This window comes from Oleiharenicola lentus (assembly GCF_004118375.1).
In the GTDB taxonomy this organism is placed as follows: domain Bacteria; phylum Verrucomicrobiota; class Verrucomicrobiia; order Opitutales; family Opitutaceae; genus Lacunisphaera; species Lacunisphaera lenta.
The window spans coordinates 740,761-762,615 of sequence record NZ_SDHX01000002.1; the positions used below are offsets into that span (position 1 = coordinate 740,761).

At 67.4% G+C, this 21,855-nt stretch carries 18 protein-coding genes; 13 read left to right on the plus strand and 5 right to left on the minus strand.

Going from position 1 to position 21,855, the window contains the following annotated elements:
- Positions 1 to 143: 143 nt before the first annotated feature.
- The 12 genes from hflX (at position 144) to ESB00_RS16985 (ending at position 12,566) form a co-directional block, all read left to right on the plus strand.
- On the plus strand, positions 144 to 1,466 hold the full coding sequence (gene hflX / locus ESB00_RS16930) for a GTPase HflX (RefSeq protein WP_129048968.1): 1,323 nt from the start codon (positions 144 to 146) through the stop codon (positions 1,464 to 1,466).
- Positions 1,467 to 1,680: 214 nt separating this feature from the next.
- Positions 1,681 to 2,157 (plus strand): (2Fe-2S)-binding protein, encoded by a 477-nt coding sequence (locus ESB00_RS16935; protein ID WP_129048969.1) that lies wholly within the window; start codon positions 1,681 to 1,683, stop codon positions 2,155 to 2,157.
- Positions 2,154 to 4,364 (plus strand): xanthine dehydrogenase family protein molybdopterin-binding subunit, encoded by a 2,211-nt coding sequence (locus ESB00_RS16940; RefSeq protein ID WP_129048970.1) that lies wholly within the window; start codon positions 2,154 to 2,156, stop codon positions 4,362 to 4,364. Before ESB00_RS16935 ends, ESB00_RS16940 begins: the two co-directional genes overlap by 4 nt.
- Positions 4,355 to 5,545, plus strand: a complete 1,191-nt coding sequence (locus tag ESB00_RS16945; RefSeq protein ID WP_129048971.1) for a molybdopterin molybdotransferase MoeA — start codon at positions 4,355 to 4,357, stop codon at positions 5,543 to 5,545. Before ESB00_RS16940 ends, ESB00_RS16945 begins: the two co-directional genes overlap by 10 nt.
- 58 nt (positions 5,546 to 5,603) lie before the next feature.
- The gene (moaC, locus tag ESB00_RS16950; protein WP_129048972.1) at positions 5,604 to 6,050 is read left to right on the plus strand and encodes a cyclic pyranopterin monophosphate synthase MoaC; all 447 of its coding nucleotides are present in this window, start codon (positions 5,604 to 5,606) and stop codon (positions 6,048 to 6,050) included.
- A 148-nt stretch (positions 6,051 to 6,198) separates the two neighbouring features.
- Complete coding sequence (gene mog, locus ESB00_RS16955; protein ID WP_129048973.1) at positions 6,199 to 6,717, plus strand: molybdopterin adenylyltransferase; 519 nt, start codon at positions 6,199 to 6,201, stop codon at positions 6,715 to 6,717.
- Positions 6,705 to 7,856: a putative sulfate/molybdate transporter gene (locus ESB00_RS16960; protein WP_129048974.1), complete on the plus strand. Its 1,152-nt coding sequence runs from the start codon at positions 6,705 to 6,707 to the stop codon at positions 7,854 to 7,856. The genes mog and ESB00_RS16960 overlap by 13 nt, the downstream gene beginning before the upstream one ends.
- 3 nt (positions 7,857 to 7,859) lie before the next feature.
- Entirely contained in the window at positions 7,860 to 8,840 is a 981-nt protein-coding gene (moaA, locus tag ESB00_RS16965; protein ID WP_129048975.1) for a GTP 3',8-cyclase MoaA, read from the plus strand.
- A 79-nt stretch (positions 8,841 to 8,919) separates the two neighbouring features.
- Complete coding sequence (locus ESB00_RS16970) at positions 8,920 to 9,177, plus strand: MoaD/ThiS family protein (protein WP_129048976.1); 258 nt, start codon at positions 8,920 to 8,922, stop codon at positions 9,175 to 9,177.
- A 114-nt stretch (positions 9,178 to 9,291) separates the two neighbouring features.
- Positions 9,292 to 10,755, plus strand: coding sequence for a ThiF family adenylyltransferase (locus tag ESB00_RS16975; protein ID WP_129048977.1), 1,464 nt, complete (start codon positions 9,292 to 9,294; stop codon positions 10,753 to 10,755).
- A 241-nt stretch (positions 10,756 to 10,996) separates the two neighbouring features.
- Entirely contained in the window at positions 10,997 to 11,968 is a 972-nt protein-coding gene (locus ESB00_RS16980) for an XdhC family protein (protein WP_129048978.1), read from the plus strand.
- Positions 11,961 to 12,566 carry a nucleotidyltransferase family protein gene (locus ESB00_RS16985; protein WP_129048979.1) on the plus strand — a complete coding sequence of 202 codons (606 nt, stop codon included), beginning with the start codon at positions 11,961 to 11,963 and terminating at the stop codon, positions 12,564 to 12,566. The genes ESB00_RS16980 and ESB00_RS16985 overlap by 8 nt, the downstream gene beginning before the upstream one ends.
- On the opposite strand, the gene ESB00_RS16990 is transcribed toward ESB00_RS16985, so the two are convergent.
- From ESB00_RS16990 to ESB00_RS17005, 4 genes are all read right to left on the minus strand, one after another.
- On the minus strand, positions 12,558 to 12,842 hold the full coding sequence (locus ESB00_RS16990; RefSeq protein WP_129048980.1) for a GIY-YIG nuclease family protein: 285 nt from the start codon (positions 12,840 to 12,842) through the stop codon (positions 12,558 to 12,560). The genes ESB00_RS16985 and ESB00_RS16990 overlap by 9 nt on opposite strands.
- Before the next feature lie 85 nt (positions 12,843 to 12,927).
- Entirely contained in the window at positions 12,928 to 14,484 is a 1,557-nt protein-coding gene (locus ESB00_RS16995; RefSeq protein ID WP_129048981.1) for a DUF255 domain-containing protein, read from the minus strand.
- 139 nt (positions 14,485 to 14,623) lie between these two features.
- The gene (locus ESB00_RS17000) at positions 14,624 to 17,929 is read right to left on the minus strand and encodes a VCBS repeat-containing protein (RefSeq protein WP_129048982.1); all 3,306 of its coding nucleotides are present in this window, start codon (positions 17,927 to 17,929) and stop codon (positions 14,624 to 14,626) included.
- Positions 17,930 to 18,122: 193 nt separating this feature from the next.
- Positions 18,123 to 19,391, minus strand: a complete 1,269-nt coding sequence (locus tag ESB00_RS17005) for a vanadium-dependent haloperoxidase (RefSeq protein ID WP_129048983.1) — start codon at positions 19,389 to 19,391, stop codon at positions 18,123 to 18,125.
- 437 nt (positions 19,392 to 19,828) lie between these two features.
- Between ESB00_RS17005 and ESB00_RS17010 the strand changes: the two genes are divergently transcribed.
- Positions 19,829 to 20,875 carry a hypothetical protein gene (locus ESB00_RS17010; RefSeq protein ID WP_129048984.1) on the plus strand — a complete coding sequence of 349 codons (1,047 nt, stop codon included), beginning with the start codon at positions 19,829 to 19,831 and terminating at the stop codon, positions 20,873 to 20,875.
- Positions 20,876 to 20,948: 73 nt separating this feature from the next.
- Here the strand turns inward: ESB00_RS17010 and ESB00_RS17015 are convergent, their stop codons facing one another.
- A complete protein-coding gene (locus ESB00_RS17015) occupies positions 20,949 to 21,791 on the minus strand; it encodes a hypothetical protein (protein WP_129048985.1) in 843 nt (280 codons plus the stop codon).
- Positions 21,792 to 21,855: the final 64 nt, after the last annotated feature.

Here is a 21,855-nt window from a genome sequence, read left to right on the forward strand (position 1 = left end):
TCAAAAGTGCGTCAGCAACATCTGTAACGGCGGTCAATGACCGCCGTTCTTCTCTTCAAACCCGGCGGTCATAGACCGCCGCTACAGCAAAGCCCGCACACCCCGGTTGACTCCCCTGCCCGCCCGCAGTTGAATGACCCTTCATGGCTGATTTCCTCACCGACCAGAAAGTAGTTTCCCGCGCCTATCTCGTGGGCGTGCAGACCTTTGACATGGAGACCGGCGAAGGCGCCGAACTGCTGGGCGAACTGAAGGAGCTGGTCGAAAACCTCCGGCTCGAGGTCGTGAAGACCAACCTCGTCGTCATCCGCACCGGCGAACAGCCCAAATACCTGATCGGCTCCGGCAAGACCGCCGAGATCATCGCCGAGGCCAAAGAGCTCGGTGCCGATCTGATCGTATTCGACAAGGAACTCTCGCCCGCCCAGCAGCGCAACTGGGAGGAGGACTCCGGCCTCGCCGTGATCGACCGGCAGGAGGTCATTCTCGAAATCTTCGCCGACCGTGCCCAGACCCGCGAGGCCGTGCTGCAGGTGGCGCTGGCCCGCATGGAGTACTCGCTGCCGCGTCTCACGCGCGCCTGGACCCACCTTTCGCGCCAGCGCGGCAAGGGCGCCATGGGCGGCGAAGGCGAAACCCAGCTCGAACAGGACCGTCGCATCGTGCGCGACCGCATCGCCCGCCTGAAGGAGGAACTGGAACTCGTCATTTCCCAACGCGCGACCCAGCGCCGCAAGCGCATGCGCAAGCCCGTGCCCGGCGTCGCCATAGTCGGCTACACCAACGCCGGCAAATCCTCGCTCCTCAACAAGCTCACCGGCGCTCACGTGCTCGCCGCCGACAAGCTCTTCGCCACGCTCGACCCGACCACGCGCCAGCTGCACCTGCCCGACGGCCGCACGCTGCTCGCCACCGACACCGTCGGCTTCATCCGCCGCCTGCCCCATCGCCTCGTTGAGGCCTTCAAGGCCACGCTCGAGGAGGTCGTCGTCGCCGACTTCGTCATCCACGTGCTCGACGTCGCCAACCCCAACGTCGCCCACCACTTCGCCACCACCATGGAGGTGCTCGGCGAGCTCGGTGCCGCCGACAAACCCATCATCACCGTCTTCAACAAGGTGGACGCCGCCGATAAGCAGACGCTTGCTGTCGTTCGCGCCCAGCACCCCGAGGCGCTCTTCATCAGCGTCCACACCGGCGAAGGCCTCGACCGCCTGCTCGCCCGCTGCGAGGAACTGGCGGTGGACGACAGCGAGGCCGTCGAGCTCCTAATCCCCCATCACCGTTACGACGTGGTCGCCAAGCTGCACCAAGGCGGCCAGGTCCGGACGCAGGAGACGCGCGACGACGGCGTCTTCCTCACCGGCCGTTTCCCGCAGAAGCTGAAGGCCGTTTACGACCCATTCCGCCACATCGCCCCGCCGCCCCAGCGCAAGCCCGCCACCAAGCGCCCGAAGAAGTCCTGATTCCTCGTGGAGGGCCGGTCTCCGCACCGGCCGTGCATTGCAGATCTTTCCTCTCTAGCGTCGGGCCTTGGCCCGACCTCGCGCACGAGGTCGTCGCCAGCGACGACCCTACAAACTCCCCGTCGCTTGTCGTCGCCGACGCGACCAATTTCCCCCATTTGCCGCTTTGACCGCGCGCGAGTGTTGGTTATGACTACGTCACTCCCTCTCCCCCATGCCCACTTATACTCTGAAAGTAAACGGGCAGGCCCATACGATCAACGTCGCGGCGGACACGCCGCTGCTGTGGGCGCTGCGTGACACCCTCGGTCTCGTCGGCACGAAATACGGCTGTGGCATGGGCCTCTGCGGCGCCTGCACCGTCCACCTCAACGGCGTGCCGGTGCGCTCCTGCCAGACGCCCGTCTCAGCGGTGGGCAACACGCCTGTCACCACCATCGAGGGCCTCGACCCCGCGGGCAAACACCCGCTGCAACAAGCCTGGTGCGACCACGACGTGCCGCAATGTGGCTATTGCCAGTCGGGCCAGATCATGAGCGCCGCCGCTCTGCTTAAGCAGACGCCCACGCCCACTGACGCCGACATCGACGCCGCCATGGCCGGCAACCTCTGCCGCTGCGGCACCTACGTCCGCATCCGCGCCGCCATCAAGGACGCCGCCGCCCTCGCGACCAAGGGAGGTGCGCAATGAAAACCTCAACTCCCGCCGTCTCCCGTCGCAACTTCCTCCAGATCTCCGCCCTCGCCGGCGGCGGATTTGCCCTCAGCTACGCGCTCCCTGGCACCGCCTTCGCCCAGGCCCCCGGCCTCGACAACACCGCGCGCGCCTTCACGCCGAACCCGTTTATCAAGATCACCCCCGACGGCATCGTGATCCTCGTGGCGAAGAACCCCGACGCCGGCCAGGGCGTGAAGACCGCCCTGCCCATGATCCTCGCGGAGGAACTGGGCGCCGACTTCAAGAAGGTGACCATCGAATACGGCGGCCTCGACCCGCAGCTCGGCGCGCAATTCGCCGGTGGCAGCCTCTCGGTGCCGATGAATTACCAGACGCTCCGCCGCGCCGGCGCCGTCGCACGCACCGTGCTCGTGCAGGCCGCCGCCGACACCTGGGGCGTGCCCGCCGCCGAGTGCGAGGCGGAGAACAGCACCGTCATCCACCGCCCCACCGGCCGCGTGCTCGGCTTCGGCGACCTCGCCACCAAGGCCGCCTCAATGCCGCTGCCCGACGAGAAATCCGTCGTCCTCAAGCGCCCGAAGGAAAACAAGCTCATCGGCAACCGCGTCGGCGGCGTGGACAACCCCGCCATCGTCACCGGCCAGTCCCTCTTCGGGCTCGACCAGAAAGTTCCCGGCATGGTCCACGCGGTTTACGTGAAGTGCCCCGTCTTCGGCGGCAAGCCCGTCTCCGCCAACCTCGACCGCCTCAAGAAGCTCCCCGGCGTGCTCGACGCCTTTCTCGTCGAGGGCACCAACGACTACTACGGCCTGTTGCCGGGTGTCGCCATCGTGGGCGACTCGACCTGGGCGACCTTCAAGGCCCGCAGCCTGCTCGACGTGACCTGGGATGAGGGTCCCGGAGCCGCGCAGAGCTCCGCCGCCTACGAGGAAGCCGCCGCCAAGGCCGCCGCCGGGGCCGGCAAGGAAATGCGCAACGACGGCAACGTCGCCGCGAAATTCGCCAGCGCCGCGAAGGTCGTCGAGGCCGCCTACCATTATCCCTACCTGCACCACGCGACGCTCGAACCGATGAACGCGCTCGCCATCCCCACCGCCGACGGCGGCCTGGAGGTGCTCGCTCCCACGCAGACACCCGACGACGCCAAGAACGTCGCCATGAAGGTCTCGGGGTTGCCCGCGGAAAAGGTGAAGCTGCGCTTCACCCGCATCGGCGGCGGTTTCGGCCGCCGCCTGGTCAACGACTTCGTTGCCGAGGCCGTGGCCGTGGCGATGAAGGTCGGCAAGCCCGTTAAACTCACCTGGACCCGCGAGGACGACACCCGCCACGGCCAGTATCGCCCGCCCGCGTGGCATTACCTCAAGGGCGCGGTGGACGCTTCCGGCAAGCTCAGCGCTTGGCAAAACCACTTCGTCACCGTCGGTCTCAACAGCACGGCCGAGCCCGCGCGCGCGGCCGAGCTCAGCAACAACGAGCTGCCCGCGCGCTTCCTCGCCGATTACCGCCTCGAACGTTCCATCACCAGCACCAACGTCCCCACGAGCTGGCTCCGCGCCCCCGGCAGCAACGGCCTGGCGTTTGTCTTCCAGAGTTTCATCGACGAACTCGCCCACGCCGGCGGCCGCGACCCGCTTGAGTTCCGTCTCGAGTTGCTGGGCGAAGACCGGGTGCTCCCGGGCAACGGCCAGTGGGAACCGCCTTACAACACCGGCCGCATGAAGGGCGTGCTCCGTCTCGCCGCCGAGAAATCCGGCTGGGGCAAAAAGCTCCCGAAAGGCTCCGGCCAGGGCATCGCGTTTCACTTCAGCCACTCGGGCTACGTCGCCGAGGTGGCCGATGTCACCGTCACACCCGACGGCGCGCTCACCGTGGACAAGGTTGTCGTCGCCGTGGACGTCGGGCCGATCATCAACCCGAGCGGCGCCGAGAACCAGATTCAAGGCTCCATCATCGACGGCCTGAGCGGCGCCTGGCTGCAGGAACTCACCATCGAAAACGGCGCGGTCGTGCAGGGCAATTTCCACGACTACCCGCTCCTGCGCATCAACGACGCGCCCAAGATCGAGATCCACTTCATCGAGAGCGACAACCCGCCCACCGGCCTCGGCGAGCCCGCCATGCCCCCGCTGCCCCCGGCGGTCTGCAACGCGATCTTCGCCGCCACGGGCAAACGCGTCCGCCGCCTGCCGCTCGTCCGCACCGACCTCGCATGGAGCTGACGCCGGTCCCCGCCGCCCTCCGCGAAGTTCTCTCCCGCGCTCCGCAACTCCCCGCGGAGCGCGTGCCACTCGCGCAAGCGCTCGACCGCGTGCTGCGTGAGCCTGCGCGCGCCGACCTCGACTCGCCACCCTTCGACGCCTCCGCGATGGACGGCTACGCCCTGCGCGCCGCCGACGCCCCGCAACCGCTTCGTCTCATCGGCGAATCCGCCGCCGGCGCCGCCTTTCCCGGCACCGTCGGCCCGGGCGAATGCGTCCGCATATTCACCGGCGCCCCCGTCCCCGCCGGCGCCGACTGCGTCGTGAAACAGGAGGATACCACCCGCGCCGGACCCAATGTTCGTATTACGAACATTGGGCCGTCAGGTGCCTTCATCCGCCGCCGCGGTGAAAACCGCCGCACGGGCGACATCCTCGTCCCGGCCGGCACGCGCCTCGGGCCGCCCGAACTCGCGGCGCTGGCCTCGGCCGGCGTAACTCAGCCGTCCGTCACGCTCCGCCCACGCGTGGCGCACGTCGTCACGGGCAACGAACTCGTCGCGCCCGACCGCACGCCCGCCGGCGCGCAGATCCGCGACAGCAACTCCGCCCTCATAGCCGCCCTCGTCGCCCACCACGGCGGCGAACTAACCGCCCATGCCCACCTGCCTGACGACCTCGCCCCCGCGCAGGCTGCGCTCGCGGCGCTGCCCGAACATGATGTGCTGCTCATTTCCGGCGGCGCCAGCCTCGGCGACCACGACTTCGCGCGGCCGGCCCTAACGGCCCTCGGTTACACGCTGCACTTCCAACAGGTCAACCTCCGCCCCGGTAAGCCGCTCGTCTTTGCTAGCCGCGGCGACCGCCTCGCCTTCGCCCTGCCCGGCAACCCGGTCTCGCACTGGGTCACGTTTAATCTCTTCGTCGCCCCGCTCCTGCAAAAGCTCGCCACGGGACTCGACGCCGGCCCGACGCGCCTGCGCGGACGCCTCGCTCCCGGTGGCCCGCTGCCGCCGCCCGACGCCCGCCAGACCATCTGGCCCGCCCGCGTCGCTCTCGTGGACGGTGAACCCCACGTCACCCTGCTCACCCTCGCCAGCTCCGGCGACAGCAGCGGCCTCGTCGGCGCCAATGCGCTCGTGCCGCTGCCGGCAAACGGTCTCGACCCGGCACAACCGATAGAATTCATCGACTGCTCGTAGGCTGGTTTTTGCGCTTTTTGTGCTTCTTGTGGCCAATCCTTCCGTCTCTGATTTCCCCATGCCCGACTTCTCCCACCTCGATCCCGCCGGCGGCGCCCGCATGGTGGATGTCGGCGCCAAGCCCGACCAGCAGCGCACCGCCGTGGCCGAGGGCCGCCTGACCTGCTCACCGAAGACCATCGAGCTGCTGCGCGCCAAGGCCCTGCCGAAAGGCGACGTGCTCACCGTTGCCAAGATCGCCGGCATCCAGGCCGCCAAGAACACCGCCCAACTCATCCCGCTCTGCCACCCCCTCGCGCTCAGCCATGTGGACGTCGATTTCACCGTCGCTGACGATGGCATCGGCATCCGCGCCACCGCGCGCCTCACCGGCAAGACCGGCGTCGAAATGGAAGCGCTCACCGCCGTCTCCGTCGCCGCCCTCACCCTCTACGACATGTGCAAGGCCGTGGACAAAGCCATGTCCATCGGCGGTATCCGGGTGGTGGAGAAGACCAAGGCCTAAGGATTTTACCACGAATGGACACGAATGGACACGAATCAGGTGGAGGGCCCGTCTCCCGACGGGCCGCGGCCCAGCTGGAGCTGGACCCTCCAGCAATCTCCCGCCCTTCTGTGTGTTCCGTGTATTCCGTGGTTAACCAATAGCTCCCATGAAAGTCGCCCGCATCACCCTAAGCGACCGCGCCGCCAACGGCGTCTATGCCGACGAGAGCGGCCCGGAGATCGAGCGCGTCACCGCGAGCCATTTCACCGAGCCGCTCGATTGGGTCCGCGTGCTCCTGCGCGACGACCGCGCGCAGCTCGAAGCCGCGCTCATCCGGCTGGCCGACGTCGAGCAGTGCCCGCTCATCATCACCACTGGCGGCACCGGGCCCTCCGCGCGCGACGTCACGCCCGAGGCCACGCGCGCCGTGCTCGAGAAGGAATTGCCCGGCTTCGGCGAGGTGATGCGGATGCACAGCTACGAAAAGGTGAAGACCGCCATCCTCTCCCGCGCCACCGCCGGCGTGCGCGGACGCTCCCTCATCATCAACCTCCCCGGCCGCCCGCGCGCCATCGGCGAGTGCCTGCCGCTCATCGTCCCCGCCATCGCCGAGGCCATCGACCATATCGCCGGCTTCCGACCCGGCTTGGTCAACGAGGTCTTCAAAGCGCCATGCCGGCCCTGAAAAGGCTGCGCTTCGACCGGCATGAATTCGCCGGAGCATTCGGCGACATCGGCACCGACCTGCCGTTGATCGCCGGCATCCTGCTCGCGACCGGACTCGATCCGGCAGGCGTGTTCATCGCCTTCGGCCTCGCGCAAATCGCCTCGGGCCTGCTCTACGGACTGCCCATGCCGGTGCAGCCGCTCAAGGCCATGGCCGTCGTCGTGATCGCGGGCCAGGCCTCCGGCGCGCAACTGCAGCTTGCGGGGCTGATGATCGGTGCGCTCATGCTGGCGCTCGCTCACTCCGGTCTGCTCGACCGGTTGCAACGGCTCATCCCCGTGCTCGTCGTGCGCGGCATCCAAGCCGGCCTCGGCATCGCACTCGCCCGCACGGCCCTGGGCTTGACCGGACGCGAAGGCAACCTGGGCTGGATCGCAGCCGGGGCCGCGGTGGCGGTGCTGGTGTGGCTTCGCAGCCACCAACACTTCCCCGGGGCGCTCGTAGTTGTCGGCGCGGGCGCGCTCTGGGCGGCGTTCGCCCGGATTGACTGGAACGTGATCAGTCACGGCTTCGGTCTGGTGCTGCCCACGCCCGCCGCCCTGCCCTGGGACCAATGGGCCGCCGCCCTCACGTTGCTCGTGCTTCCCCAGGTACCCTTGTCGCTGTCGAACTCCGTCATCGCCACCCAGCGCACGGTGGCCGACCTTTTCCCGGATCGGCCGGTGACCCTGCGCGGCATAGGGGGCACCTACGGCGTCATCAACCTGCTGTCCCCCTGGCTTGGCGGCATTCCCATGTGCCACGGCTGCGGCGGGCTCGCCGGCTACTACGCGCTGGGGGCTCGTACAGGCGGTTCAGTCGTCATCTACGGTGCGCTTTACCTGGTGGTGGGTGCGCTGTTCAGCGGAGCCTTCCAGGAGGTGTTGCGTGCCTTTCCCGCCCCGGTGCTCGGTGCGATCCTCTTGGTCGAGGCGGGCGTGCTGCTCTTGCTCCTGCGCGAGGTGCCTCGCACGCCGCTGGCCCTGGGCATCGCCGCGGTGGTCGCGCTCGTTTGCGTTTTCGCTCCGCAAGGCTACCTCACGGGCATGATCGTGGGTTGCATCCTCTTCTATTCCCTGCGTCGCTGGCTCCCCGCCCCAGCGCGCCCCGCCGGCTGAGCCATGCCCCTCGACCAATACAACCGCGACATCGACTACCTGCGCATCTCGCTGACGGATGCCTGCAACCTGCGGTGCGTGTATTGCATGCCGGAGGACATGACTTTCCGGCCGCGGCATGAACTCCTGAGCGACGACGAGCTGCGCCGCCTGATCACGCTCTTCGGTTCGCTGGGTTTCCGGAAGATCCGCTTCACCGGCGGCGAGCCCACCCTGCGCTCCGGTCTGGTGGACCTCGTGCGCCACGCGACCAGCACCCCGGGCATCACCACCGTCGGCCTCACCACCAACGGCGTGCTCCTCGACAAGCTCGCCCAGCCGCTCCGTGACGCCGGCCTGCAGACGGTCAACATCTCCATCGACAGCCTCGACGAGGACAAATTCCGGAAACTAACCCGCTGGGGCAACCTGCGCGACGTCCGCGCCGGCCTCGACGCCGCCGCCCGCGCCGGCCTGCGCGTGAAGCTCAACGCCGTCGTCTGCCGCGGCGTGAACGACGGCCCCGACGTGATCGAACTGGCCCGCCTAACCCTGGCCAATCCGTGGCAGGTGCGATTCATCGAACAGATGCCCTTTGGCAACAATTCGGACTTCCAGACCAAGGGTATGGTCAGCGAGGCTGAGTTGGTGGCGCTTCTCGAAAAGACCTTCGGTAAACTCGAGCTCGTCAACGACGGCAAACTCGACGGCGAGGCGCGCCTCTACCGCCTGCCCGGCGCGCAGGGCGCACTCGGTTTTATCAGCCCCGTCTCCGCGCCCTTCTGTGCCGCGTGCAACCGCATGCGCCTGACCGCCGACGGCGTGCTGCGCCTCTGCCTCCTGCGCGACAACGAGATCAACCTGCTCAACCACCTCCGCGGCGGCGCGAGCGACCAGGTCATCGCCGACTGCATCCGCGGCGCCGTGCACGAGAAGCCCTGGGGCCACGGCCTCGCCCAGCACCTCATCCCCGCCGCCCGCGGCATGTCCCAAATCGGCGGATGATTTTAACCACTAATCTCCACTAATATTTCACTAATCCGATCCAATTAGTGCCTCATTAGTGGCTATGAGTGGTTTCAAGATGTCTCAGCCTTTTCGACAGATTCACGTCCGTTTCTTTGCCATCCTGCGCGAGCAGGCGGGCGTGCCCACGCTCACGGTCGAGAGTGCCGCGCCGGATGCCTCCGCGCTCTACGCAGAACTGCAGCAGCGGCATCCCGGCCTGAGCTTCCCGGCCCATTTGCTGAAAGTCTCTATCAACGAGCGCTACGTCGAGCTCACCACGCCGCTCGCCGCCGGTGATCGAGTGGTCTTCATCCCGCCCGTGGCCGGCGGCTGAGCACCGGCCAGTTGGAAGTTGAAGATGAAAGTTGAAGTCAGCCTGCCTACTTTCGTTTAAGGCCGATTGAGCTGCCTGGTGCTTCAACTTAAACTTACCACTTAAACTTTCCCAATGTTCGAACTGACCGCCCAGCCCATCGACTCCGCCGCCCTGCAGGCGCGGCTCACCGCCCCCGAGGCCGGGGCACTGACGATCTTCGAGGGCCGCGTGCGCAACCACCACCTGGGCAAACCGGTTACGAAGCTCGAATACGAGGCCTTCGACGACATGGCCCGACTCGAGGGCGAGGCCATCACCACCGAAACGGAGCGGATTTATCCCGGAACCAAGGTTCTCTGCGTCCATCGCACGGGCTCTCTCACTATCGGCGAAGCCGCGGTGTGGATCGGCATTGCCTCGGCGCACCGTCAGGCCGGCTTCGCCGCGTGCCGCCACGTGATCGAGGAAATCAAGCTCCGCCTGCCCGTCTGGAAGAAGGAGCATCACCCCGACGGCGCCGCCGAATGGGTGAACTGCACCGTCGAGGCTGCCACCCTGCCGGCTAACGACGAACTCACCGCCCGCCAAGCCGCCCTGCCCGAGGTCGGCGCCGCCGGCCAGGCCAAGCTCGCCGCTGCTCGGGTCTTGATCATCGGCGTCGGTGGACTCGGCTGCCCGGCCTCCGTTTATCTTGCCGGGGCCGGCATCGGCCACCTCACGCTCGTGGACGGCGGCAAGATCGAGCGCTCCAACCTGCAGCGGCAGATCCTTTTCACCACCGCCGAACTCGGCGCACCCAAGGCCCTCGCGGCCGCCGCGCGCCTGCGCCTGCACAATCCCTCCGTGCGCGTAACCAGCCACGAGGGCGAACTCACGCCGCACAACGCCCGCGCGCTCGTTGCGGGCCAGAGCGTGGTGCTCGACTGCACCGACAACTTCGCCACGCGCTTCCTATTGCACGACACCTGCCTCGCGCTCGGCGTGCCGCTCGTTTCCGCCGCCGTGCACCGCTTCGAAGGCACGCTCGATGTCTTTCGTCAGGGCCACGGCGGCTGCTTGCACTGCCACGGCCAAGGCCGCCGTGCCGCCGACCTCGACACCGCCGGCAACTGTGCGGGTGGACCGGTCTTCGGCCCGGCCGTCGGCGTGCTGGGCGTGATGCAGGCCGCCGAGGCCCTCAAGCTCCTGCTCGGTCGCGAGCGCGAAAGCCCCCGCCAGAGCCGATTGATCAACCTGCTCGACGGTTCGCAACTCACCATCGCCCGCGAGGCCCGCCCCGACTGTCCCATCTGCTCGCGCCTCGACCAGCTCCAGGCCGCAAAGCCGGTCGCCGTCAGCGACACGTCGCTCTTTCTCGCTGCCACCGGAGTCGCCGCCCTGGGCCCGACTGCCCAATCGCTCTACCTCACCGAGCCCGGCGAATCCGCCCCGGCCGGCGTTACGAGCGCGTCAGCGCTCGATCTCGCCCGCCTGCGCGAAGTCGCCGCCGCCGGCCCGCTCGTGCTCACCTGCCGCTATGGCGTCCGCAGCGCCGCCCTCGCCCGCCTCCTCCGCGCCGAAGGCAACGCCCATGTCTTCGCCCTGACCCAAAGCTGAAATGCACGGCAAAGGCAGAGAAGTTGAACCACTAATCGGTTCCGGCAAGGGCCGAAACCTTGTTCCAGCAGCTCTGCCTTATCGGCTCCGCGGTGAGGAATTTGGGCCAGCTTATCGCAGGCCTTTCAGTGCCGCGATTAGCGGCACCCCTAAATCAAATCCGGAGGCGATTAGCCGAAGGGGACTCTGAAGGATTCCTCTTTGAGGAATCCCATTAGTGGTTCCAAACATGTTCCGTCTCATGTCCGAAATTAACCGCATCCTCGCCGCCCTCGACTCCGCCACCGGGCAGCCCGCGGCGCTGGCGACCTTGTTGAAGGTCGAAGGCTCATCCTACCGTCGCCCCGGCGCTCGCCTGCTCCTGCTGCCCGACGACACGCGGCTGGGTTCCATCAGCGGCGGCTGCCTGGAGGAGGATGTCATGGAACGCGCCCGCCGCGTGCTCGCCTCGGGTAAACCGGAACTCGCGGTTTACGACACCACCGCGGAGAACGATCTCGTCTGGGGCGTCGGCCTCGGGTGCCAAGGCGTCGTGCGCGTCCTCATCGAGCGGATTCCCATCGAACGCCCAGCGTGGATCGCCGCGCTCCGCGCCAACCTGCACGAACGGCGCGACACTTCCCTGATCGTGAACCAAGCCGGCACCCGTCTGGCCGAGGGTGAGGCCGTCGCGGATTGTGATTTCATCGAAACCATTCCCGCCCCACCGGCGCTGATTCTCTGCGGTGCGGGCGATGACGCGCGTCCGCTCGCGCAGATGGCCAAGGCCACCGGCTGGCACGTGACCGTGGCCGACGCCCGCGCCGCCTACGCCACCGCGGAACGTTTTCCTGACGCGGACCGCCTGATCGTCGCACCCGTCCCGCAACTCGCGGAGCAATTAGCCTTCGATGCCCGCACCTTCGCCGTGGTGATGACGCACCGCTATGCCGACGACCGGGAATTCCTGCGCGCGCTGCTGCCGCGCGACTTCGCCTACCTCGGCCAACTCGGCCCGCGCGTGCGCACCGACCGGATCCTGGACGAACTGAAAGCCGACGGCCTCGCGTTGGACGCGGGCGCCCTGGCCAAGCTCCACGCCCCCGTCGGCCTCGACCTCGGCGGCAGCACGCCGGAGACGGTGGCCCTCGCCATCCTCGCCGAGTTGGAAACCCGCCTGAACGGCCGAGCGCCCGGCCACCTCCGCGACCGCCCCGGCCCGATCCATGGCTGACCCATTCCAGTGCGGGCTTGTCCTCCTCGCGGCCGGGGCCTCGAAGCGCATGGGACGGCCGAAACAGCTGCTGCCGGTCCAAGGTCTGACCCTCGTGCGCCACGTGGCTGAGCTCGTGCTGCGTGCCCCGGTCTCCCCGGTTGTCGTAGTCGTCGGCGCCGATGCGCAGAAAATCGAACCCGCGCTGGCCGGGCTGCCGGTGCAAATCACCCTCAACCCCAACTGGAGCGAGGGGCTGGGCTCGTCGCTGCGTGTGGGCGTGGATGCCGCCTTGGAACTCGCACCAAAACTCCAGGGTCTGATCGTCGCCCTCGCCGACCAACCGGGCCTGCCGCCGAATCATCTCGAAAAGCTGATCGGCCGTTTCCGGCAGGGCGGCTGCTCGCTCGTGGCCTCGCAGACCGGGCTGAACCTCGTGCCACCCGTGCTGTTCGGCGCGGAATGGTTCCCCCGGCTGCGCATTCTCACCGGCGACAGCGGCGCGCGCGACATCCTCCGCGAAAACCGCCCCGACTTCGGCCGCGTGATCCTGCCGGACAACACCGACCTCGACACCCACGAGGATTACGAACGCTACCTCAAGGAGCACTCATCGTGAACGTCGGCGTGGCAACTTGAGCACGAGCGTGCCGGCGATGAGGGACTCCTTCTGCGGGCGCGTGAGCTGCTTGAGCTGGAATTCGCGCCGCAGGGCGCGGCTGACGGTCATCGGGCCTTCCGACCAGAGGAGTTTCACCGGGCCGCGGGAGCGGGTGTATTTGGCGCCGGTGCCGGCATCGTGCTGCGCGAGGCGCTTGGCGATGTCGCGCGCGGTGCCGATGTAGAGCGTGCCGTCACGGCAGCGGACGATGTAAACGTAGGCCCGGGGTGACATGACCGGAGTGAACCGCTAATCTTCGCTGATCCGCGCTAATTCCAAACCGTCTGGATCGGGAATCATTAGCGGAGATTAGCGTCCATTAGCGGTTAACCGACAGGCCGAGGAGGATGTCGCCGGGGGGAAGCTCGTCGTATTCGATCTGGTGCATCAGGTTCCGGCAGATGAGGTCGGCGGTCTTGGTGTCTACGCCGGCCAGCAGCGCCAGCACCTCGGCGGAGGGCGTTTCTCCCGAAGCGGGCACTCGGACGGCGATGCCGGGAGGCAATTTGGCCGGAGTTGCCATGAATCCACCTGAAGTCGGGTCAAAGCAATAGTCCACGATGCTCTGTAGAACTTGCGGCTTGTCTACTATGTCCAATTGCTCGAGTGCACCGGCAAAGAAAATTGTCCCGAGCCAATCCGCGGCAGTGAGTGGGGCGTCGGAATTCGCAGCATGTGCAGATGCTTCGTGATGTGGGGACAAGAGCATGACTGTTGGAAGCGCTATTCTTGGCTGCTTTTTCGACAAAAGAACCGTGAGACGAACCTCACCACTGCGGCGCATTGCAAGCGTCAGCGAGGCAATCGATGCGGTGCTTGCCGACCCGACCTTCACAAATTTCGGCCGTTTGGTAGGAGCAGGATTCTCCTCCAGCGTGCCGTCGAGGGCGGCGGCGAAGGTGCCGTCGGGGTTGCGGAGTTCCTTGAGGACGAAATCCAAGGCGGCGATGCCGGCGGCGCGGAGCTTGTCGTCCTTGGCCGCGTCGGCGGCGTCGAAGAGCGCGAGGGCGATGCGGGCTTGGTCGGCGAGCGTTTTCTGGAAATACGGCTCCTTCCACGCCTCGTCGATGCAGCGGCGGTAGAAGCCACCGTCCACGGGATCGCGCAGCGCGCCGTTCACGAGGGCGCGGGCAGCCTTGATCGCGGTTTCGCGGGCTTCGCCGTCTCGCGTGAGCAGGAAACGGATCAGTTCCGGTTCGGGGAGTTTGGGCGCGGTGCCGAAGCCGCCGTTAACCGGATCGGCGGCGGCGGTCCAGGCCTTGGCGGCGGCGGCGAGCTTGGCCTCAATGTCGAGCGGGGCGGTGGTGTCCACGGGCGGCAGACGCATCATGTCGAGCGCCTCGGTCGCGAGCGCGCGGGCGCGGGCGGGATCAATCGTCCAGGTGTCGAGGGCGGCGCGGGCGGCCTTGAGGAAACCGGGCTTTCCCCACTCCTCCGAGGGCGGCAGGTAGTTGGCGCCGTCGTAGGGCTGGAGCGTGTCGGGCGTGAGCCAGAGGTGCACGGGCTGGCCGCGGAGCTGTTTCACCGAGCTGATGAAATGCTGGCCGAGCGCGGCGACATCGGGCTGGGCATCGGCGTCCACGAAGAGGCAGAAGAAATTCTCGTTCATCCACGCGACGGTCTTCTCGCTCGTGAAAGTCTGGTTGATCGTCGCGCGCGTGAGCTCGCTCAGCGGCGAGCCGATGAAGACATAGACGCTCTTCCCCGACGCCTTGGCCTGCGCGAGCGAGGCCTCGTTCCACAGGTGCCACTTCACCCCGCTCGTCGCCTGCGCCCGGACAAATTCCGAGGGCGACGACGCCAGCGGCGAATTCTCAGCACGCGCCGCGAGGGGAGACACAGCCAGCGCAACCAGGGCAAGAGCACGGGAAAGCATGCGTGGATTCAGAGAAGAACCGCCCGGCAAGGCGAGCCAAAGCAGGGTTTAACCACGGATGTACACGGATAAATACAGATCCAGTCGAACCATCGAGCTTTCGTGTATTTGGTGTATTTCGTGGTGACCCAATTCATTCTCACTTCCGCTCGAAAAGCAGGAGTGGGCCTTGGTTGCAGGCTACGACGATGCGCGGGCCTTTGTCACCGGGCAGGGCCACGGCAGCGCGGGCTTCGCCGGGGACGATGATACCGGCGGCGGCGGGGAGGAGCGCGGTGAAGGCGCCCTTGCCGTCGCCCTTGAGCACGAGGCCGAGGCTGCCATCGAAGCGACCGGTCGTGGGCTCGGGGCCGAAGTGGTTGCCGACCAGCAGCAGGTCGAGCTGGGCGTCGCCATCGAGGTCGCGGGCGACGATGGCGTTGACGGGCGCGAGCTGGGCTTCGCGGGGCAAGGCGGCAAACTTGAACGAGCCGTCGGCCTGCTGCACGAAGACGCCGCTGGCGAGCTCGGTGGCGGCGAGGCGCTTCACGCCAGCCAGCCGGTCGGCACCGAAGATGTCAGCGAGCGAGGCGGCGGCGAAGGCCTTGTAGGTCGGGTATTTTCTCGGCAGCCACGCAAAGGCGTAGCCGAGCTTGCTGCGGCCGCGCACGGGCACGAGTTTGCCGTCCTCGTATTGCGCCTCCACGAGGTGCGTGCGCCCTGAACCGTCGAAATCGCCGGCGTAGAGCTCGGTCGGCTGCGCCGCGCTGGCGTGATACTTGGTGTTGAGGCCGTTGTTGCCGGCGATGATGTCGGCACGCCCGTCGCCGTTGATGTCGGCCACGGCGAGCGCGCTCCACCAGCCGGTGGCGGCGGTGAGCGGTGCGGCGGTAAGCGTCTTGCCGTTGTTCTTGAAGAGCGTGACCACGCCCCATTCCGCGGCGACGAGCAGGTCAGGGCGTTTGTCGCCGTCCACGTCGGCCCAGAGGGCGGCGGTGACGAGGCCTAGGTCGCGCAGGCCGGGGGCGACAGAATCAGTCACGTCGGTGAATTTGCCGCCCTCGTTGCGATAAAGGAAGCTGCGCGGCGTTTCGGGATACTTGCCGGGCACGGAACGTCCGCCGACGAAGAGGTCGGTCCGGCCGTCGCCGTCGAAGTCTGCGGCGGCGACCGCCTGCGTGCTCTCGCCGTCGGCGGGCAGCGCGCCGGCCGGGGCGGCGGTGAACTTGCCCTTACCGTCATTGAAGTAGAGGCGGTCGTTGAGCTGGGCGTCGCCGCGCGGTTTCTGCACACCGCCGGACGCAAGGAACAGGTCGGGGGCGCCGTCGCCGTTGGCGTCGAGGAAGACCGCGCCGGTGTCGTCGGCCTCGGCGGCGTCGGCCCAGGGCTGGTCGGCGGCGGGGGCGAAGGAGCCGTCGGCCGACGCGAGGAAGAGGCGGCCGGCCTGGCCGGCGCCGCCGCTCACGAAGAGGTCGGCGCGACCGTCGGCGTTGACGTCGGCGCTGGCGAGGGCCGGGCCCTGGCCGTTCAGGCGACGCGGCAGCAGGCGCTGGCCGATGAACTCGTCGTAGGGCCGGAGCTGCACGGTGTGCTTGAGACCGCGGGAGGCGGCGGACTCGGCGAAGAGCGCGTCAGCGCGGGGCGGGGTGCGGAAGACCGCCGGCCCAATGTTCGTATTACGAACATTGGCCGGGGTGGACGTGGTCGGGAGTTCGGGCTCAGCGATCGTGATCAGATTTCCAGCGGGGAGGTTTTCGAGAACCTGCACCTGGCCGCGGGGCCAGCGGACGGTGAGCTTTTTGATGACGGTCTCCGCGCCGAGGCCGAAGTGCACCAGCGCCGGCTCGCTCGAGGCGATGCCACGCTCGTTGAAGAGCTGGCGCACCTGCACGCCGGCGGCGGTCTCGACGGTGAGCTCGGCGCCGATGCCCTCGCGGTTGGGCGCGCGGCCGGCGAGCTTGATGACGGCGGCGTGGCCGCCGGTGGTGTCGTTGCGGACGACGGTCGGCGGGGCCTCGTAGTTGGCATATACGAGGTCGAGGTCGCCGTCGCCATCGAGGTCGGCGAGCGCGCAGCCGAAGCTGACGGTGTGCTCGTCGAGGCCCCAGTCGGCGGAGGCGTCGGTGAAGGCGAGCGCGCCGAGGTTGCGGTAGGCGAGCGTGGTCTCCTTGCGCGGGGCGGAGTTCTTCCAAACGGCGGCGCGGGCGGCGAGCGTCGGCGCGACGTTCTGTTTGTCCACGAGATCGGCATCAATGAAGTTGCGGATCATGCCGGCGGTGACGAAGGCGTCGAGGCGGCCGTCGTTGTCGAGGTCGCCGAAGCGGGCGGACCAGGTCCAGCCGGTGGCGGCCATGCCGGTGAGGCGCGCGGCCTCGGTGTAGCGGTCGGTGCCGGTGTTCAGGTAAACGGCGTTCCACATGTATTGCGGGATGAGATCGGAGACGCGCTCCATCTCCCACAGGCCGCGGCCGATCTCCTCCATGCCGGTCATGAACTCGGCGTGGTTGCGGTCGCGCATGTCGGTGATGAAGAAGTCCACGAGGCCGTCGTTGTTGAGGTCGCCGGCGTCGGCGCCCATCGAGAAGTAGGTGACGTGCGGCAGGCGCTCGTCCACAACGTCGGCGAAGGTGCCGTCGCCCTTGTTGAGGTAGAAGCGGTCGGGCGTCTCGAAATCGTTCGCCACGTAGAGGTCGGGCCAGCCGTCGTGATTGGCGTCGAGCCAGATGGCGGTGTGGCCCTGGGTGAGGCCCCAGATGCCGCTCTTCGCGGTGACGTCGCTGAAGGTGCCGTTGCCGTTGTTGTGGTAGAGAAAATCCCGGCGACCCTGCGGGCTCTTGGTGAAATCGAGGATGTTGGTGACGAGGTAGCAGTCGAGGTGGCCGTCGCGGTCGTAGTCGGCGAAGGTCGCGTGCACAGAGGCATCCTTCACATCCAGGCCGTATTCCTTGGCGCGCTCGGTGAAGGTGCCGTCGCCGTTGTTGATGAAGAGAAGATTCGGCAGATCGTAACGGCAGACATAGAGGTCGGGCCGGCCGTCCTGATTGATATCCACCGCGGTGGCGCCGGTGTTGCTGGAAACGCCACCCTCGGGCGCGGGGATCGTGACGCCGGCGCGGGCGGCGACATCCTCGAACTGGAACGGCGCGACCTGCCGGTAGAGCGCGCAGGGGCCGTTCTTGGAAATGGCAAAGATGTCAGGCCGACCGTCCCCATCAAAGTCAGCCACCGCCACACCGGTCTCGACCGCGCCGAGCGTGAGTTCCCGGAACAGGCGGCCCCACATGCGCGGGTCGTCAAAGACGTTGGGCACGGTCAGGCCGGCCGCGGCGGGATCGAGCCGCGTGAAGGGCTTCGCCCCGGGGGCGGGCGTGGAGCGCGGGGCGAGCGGCGAGGCGGTGAAGTCGGCGGCAACGGCGAAGGCCGCCACGCCGAGCAGCGCGACGGCGGAGAGCGTGGATTTGAGCATGGGGTGGAAAGGGAGGGATTTAACCACGAAACAAACGAAACACACAAAATTTCAGATCCTTCGGTCTTTTCGCGGGAGTACGCGAAGGGGAAAGGCCAGAAGGCCAGTCAGAGAAGGCCCTATGTTGATAGCGTTGTTTTGCGCAGCAATCCCCACCTTTTCGTGTCTTTCGTGTGTTTCGTGGTGACTCGATTCACTTCTGCACCGGCTGGAGCGCGTTGGCGAAGACGTAGTCGGCAACCTTGATGCCGGCCTTCTGGCCCTCGACGTTGTCGGCCATCACGTGGATGCCGCCCCAGAGGCGGCTCATGCCGATCTCGTCACGGCACTCGGAGAGTTTCTTAAAGGTGCGCACGGCGCCGGGCAGGCCGTCGGAGGTGGTGGTGAACTCGATGTCGTCGGTGCCGAACCAGCGCTCGATCAGACGCGAGCCCGCCGCCGAGAAAGTGCTGTGGCCGGAAATGTAGCTCGGGAACGCGGGCGAAGCCATGAGCGGGATGAAGTCCGGGTGCGCGATGGCGTGCGGGTTGATATCCTTCGTGACCTCGCGGATGGAAGTCTCCGGGCGCCAGGTGCGGTAATGAAACTTTGTTTCCCAAATGGTGATGCCGGCGTCGGCCAGCGCGAGGTTGAGCAGGGCGAAGAAGCGGGCGGTGTCTGCGGTGGACAGTTTGTTGCGGCGCGTGAGATCCTGCGCGATGACGTTCCAGTGACCGGGCGGCGTGGCCGAGCCGAGGTCGTCGGCCCAGAAAGGGGCGGCGAGCGTCTGGTATTCGGTGCGGTCGGCGTTGTCACGGGCACCGATGCGGACGATCTGTTCCATCTCGTCGGCGGCCTGTTTGGAATTGACGGCCGGGGGCGGCGGCGCGCGGAACTGGTCGGGTGACTTCATCACGAAGGGCACGACCTTGGCCCAGTGCGGGAGCACCGGCGGACGGAAGCCCGGGGGCGTCTCGCGCCAGAGGCCGGGCTCGGTGCTGCTGAAGGTGCCCTCGATGGGCTTGTTCCAGCCGCTCTGGGCGCGGATGGCCAGCACGGCCTCAGCGACCTGCTTACCGAAGGCGAGGCCGTCGGCCTTGGCCGGACCCTCGGGGATGGCGGCGAGGGCCTGCGCGTAGGCGCGACGGTAATTTTCCGGATTGGCCGCCTGGCCCCACAGGGCGTTGATGACGGTGAAAGCGGAGCTTGCGATCGCGGCATCGAGACTGGCACCTGCCCGGGCGATGGCCTGGCCCTGCCAGGGACGATGCGTGCGGGTGATGCCGGCCACGGAGTCATGGATGGCCGCGTGCACGGTCGCGAGGTGATGCGACGCGATCGGCGGCGGCGTGCGCGCGAGACGGATGGCGTTCAACGCCTGGTCGTTCCAGAAGAGGACGGCGTTGTCGGCGGCACGGGTGAAGGGCGCGACGGCCAGGGAGAGCAGGGCCAGCAGCGCAAGGAGCGGACGGAGGGATTTCATCGGGGTGGAATCGAGCAACGATACGTTGGGGTGAAGCCCGCGTGGAGGCGAAATTCGGCCGCGAGTGAGGGGTATTTTACACGGCAGGGGAACCACTCTGGGGCGAAACGCCGAAATTCAGGGGCGAAAAACAAGCGACCCCGGCAGCGTTGTCGCAACCGGGGTCCGTTACCCAAATAAACCTGTATGAACAGGGCAGAACTTCACCGCGCGGGAGAAAAAAGGAAAGCCGGGCGGGATGAACCGCCGCCAATTGGGGACGAAGCGCGCGCGGGCGCCGGCGTGGGGCGATCCCAGCAGACCGTGGGTGATCCAGACCGGCAATTCGCCCCGCGGCGACGGCGTTCAGTCCCAGAGAACTTTTATCAGAGCAAGAAATGCACAGGGTCCTGCGCATCGGTTGTCATGGGACCACCGATCACCCCAAAACCACGACCATGCAAACCACGCACCCCACCCTGTCCCGCCGGCTGGCCTTCCTGTCCGGCCTGCTCGCCCTCCTGGCCCTGCCCGCCGTTTCCTTCGGCCAGGGCTGCCTGATCGCCCGCGGCGGCGGCAACGCCATGATCACCGACAGTTCCGCCTACATGGAGCCCGGCACCTGGCAGATCAGCACCGCCTACCGCTATTTCAAATCGCACCGCCACTTCGCCGGCAATGACGAGCAGACGCACCGCTCCGACGCCGGTACCGAGGTCTATAACTGGTCGAGCTTCTACGATTTCACCGCCACCTACGCGTGGTCCCGCCGCCTGAGCCTCAACCTCACGGTGCCTTATGTGCACCACAACCGCTCGTCGCTCTACGAGCATCTGGGCAACAACTCGGGCCAGCGCTTCACCACGTCCGCCTCCGGTCTCGCCGACATGCGGGGCAGCGCCACCTGGTGGATCTTCCATCCCAACGCCGACCACCTCCGCGGCAACCTCGCGGTGAGCATCGGCCTGAAGGCCCCGACCGGCGACTACAAGGCCCGCGACATCTTCACGCGCCCGGCCGGCCCGACCGAGCGCTACGTGGATTCCTCCATCCAGCCCGGCGACGGCGGCTGGGGCTACTCGGTCGAGCTGCAGGGTTTCCGGATGATCGCCCACGGCCTCTCGGTCTATGGCAACGCCTTCTACCTGTTCAACCCCGAGGAGCGCGTCGAGGAGTCGGGCTTCTCCATTCCCGACGCCTACATGGCGCGCGGGGGCTTCGACATCGTGGTGCCGGCGGTGTCGGGACTCTCCGTGAGCCTCGGCGGCCGCATCGAGGGCGTGCCCGGCAACGACGCCTTCGGCGGCAGTCGCGGCAGCCGCCGTCCCGGATTCGCCGTCGCGGTCGAGCCCGGCGCCACCTTCAGCAAGGGCCGCTACGCCGGCACCATCACCGTGCCGCTCGCCGTCTATCGTGCCCGCACCACGACCTTCGGCTCGATTAAAGCGGGCGACGCCGCCTTCGCCGACTGGACGCTCAACCTGAGCTTCTCGGTCCGGCTCTGAGCCGCGAATCTTCCCTTCGATCTCCGACGGCGGCGAGCACTCGCCGCCGTTTTGTTGGGCGGCACCAAGTCTTTCAGAACGCGGTCGCGAACCTCAGCGTCGTCAGCTGGTTCCGATAGCCGGGACCGGCGTGCAGCGTGTGGCGCAACTCGTGACGCAGCGTAATGCCGGTCCGACCGAAGGCGCGTTGCACCTCCACGGCGCCGCTCCGGGTCCGGGCGCGAAAGTAATAGGCAATCCACGGCACGCCCTGCTCAAAGGTGTCCACCAGCGTGATCGGCTTGCCGATGGCTTCCAAATCCGGCCGTGGTGGCCGCGAATAGGAAACCACGTCCCCCACCCGCTCGCGCCCCTCCGCCACGAACACCCAAACCGGTGACGCGCTCCATTCCACCCGGCCAAACCATTCGCGCCCGGTCCGGTCGAAGGCGCGGCCGCGCGCGTCGAAGCGGCGCCACTCGTGTCCGGCCAGCAGCAGCCAATCGGTGCGCACCCGCTGACGGATTTGCAGCCGGCCGGCGCCGCTCCCACCGCTGCGGTCACGTTCGTGCGCCCGCACTTCGCCGGCCTCAAGCTCCGCGGTCAACCGGGGCCGATGCGGGCCCAAGCCCGGTTTGAAGTCCCAGCCCAGCGTCACGCCTGGTGCGACCTGGTTGAGTCCCTCCAACCGCGGCCAGAGCTCCGTCCTCAGGTGCACCGCCGCCCGCAGCCGGTGCCCGTCCGCGAGGTTGCGCGAGTGCCCGGCCTCCAGTTCGCCGGTCCATTGCCAGGCGGGCAACCGATCCTCCGGTCGCTCGGCATTGGTCACGTTGTCATGCCAGACCGCCTCGGTGACGAGGTGCCCAGGCGCTGCCGCCAGATGCACGGCTACGGCCAGCGCGAATCCTGCCGCAATAAATGACGGGGTGCGGGACATGCAACCAGTGGGAGCGCGCGGCGGACAAACTATTCCCTCCTGCCGCAGGGATTAATTCTGACCC

What these genes read in the sequence shown, in the direction of transcription:
- moaC (WP_129048972.1), top strand. Translation starts at nt 5,604, where the DNA reads ATGCCCGACTTCTCCCACCTCGATCCCGCCGGCGGCGCCCGCATGGTG.
- ESB00_RS17015 (WP_129048985.1), bottom strand. Translation starts at nt 21,791, where the DNA reads ATGTCCCGCACCCCGTCATTTATTGCGGCAGGATTCGCGCTGGCCGTA.
- ESB00_RS16970 (WP_129048976.1), top strand. Translation starts at nt 8,920, where the DNA reads ATGTCTCAGCCTTTTCGACAGATTCACGTCCGTTTCTTTGCCATCCTG.
- ESB00_RS16980 (WP_129048978.1), top strand. Translation starts at nt 10,997, where the DNA reads ATGTCCGAAATTAACCGCATCCTCGCCGCCCTCGACTCCGCCACCGGG.
- ESB00_RS17005 (WP_129048983.1), bottom strand. Translation starts at nt 19,391, where the DNA reads ATGAAATCCCTCCGTCCGCTCCTTGCGCTGCTGGCCCTGCTCTCCCTG.
- ESB00_RS16990 (WP_129048980.1), bottom strand. Translation starts at nt 12,842, where the DNA reads ATGTCACCCCGGGCCTACGTTTACATCGTCCGCTGCCGTGACGGCACG.
- hflX (WP_129048968.1), top strand. Translation starts at nt 144, where the DNA reads ATGGCTGATTTCCTCACCGACCAGAAAGTAGTTTCCCGCGCCTATCTC.
- ESB00_RS16935 (WP_129048969.1), top strand. Translation starts at nt 1,681, where the DNA reads ATGCCCACTTATACTCTGAAAGTAAACGGGCAGGCCCATACGATCAAC.
- ESB00_RS16975 (WP_129048977.1), top strand. Translation starts at nt 9,292, where the DNA reads ATGTTCGAACTGACCGCCCAGCCCATCGACTCCGCCGCCCTGCAGGCG.
- ESB00_RS16960 (WP_129048974.1), top strand. Translation starts at nt 6,705, where the DNA reads ATGCCGGCCCTGAAAAGGCTGCGCTTCGACCGGCATGAATTCGCCGGA.
- ESB00_RS17000 (WP_129048982.1), bottom strand. Translation starts at nt 17,929, where the DNA reads ATGCTCAAATCCACGCTCTCCGCCGTCGCGCTGCTCGGCGTGGCGGCC.
- moaA (WP_129048975.1), top strand. Translation starts at nt 7,860, where the DNA reads ATGCCCCTCGACCAATACAACCGCGACATCGACTACCTGCGCATCTCG.
- ESB00_RS16995 (WP_129048981.1), bottom strand. Translation starts at nt 14,484, where the DNA reads ATGCTTTCCCGTGCTCTTGCCCTGGTTGCGCTGGCTGTGTCTCCCCTC.
- ESB00_RS16940 (WP_129048970.1), top strand. Translation starts at nt 2,154, where the DNA reads ATGAAAACCTCAACTCCCGCCGTCTCCCGTCGCAACTTCCTCCAGATC.
- ESB00_RS16985 (WP_129048979.1), top strand. Translation starts at nt 11,961, where the DNA reads ATGGCTGACCCATTCCAGTGCGGGCTTGTCCTCCTCGCGGCCGGGGCC.
- ESB00_RS16945 (WP_129048971.1), top strand. Translation starts at nt 4,355, where the DNA reads ATGGAGCTGACGCCGGTCCCCGCCGCCCTCCGCGAAGTTCTCTCCCGC.
- ESB00_RS17010 (WP_129048984.1), top strand. Translation starts at nt 19,829, where the DNA reads ATGCAAACCACGCACCCCACCCTGTCCCGCCGGCTGGCCTTCCTGTCC.
- mog (WP_129048973.1), top strand. Translation starts at nt 6,199, where the DNA reads ATGAAAGTCGCCCGCATCACCCTAAGCGACCGCGCCGCCAACGGCGTC.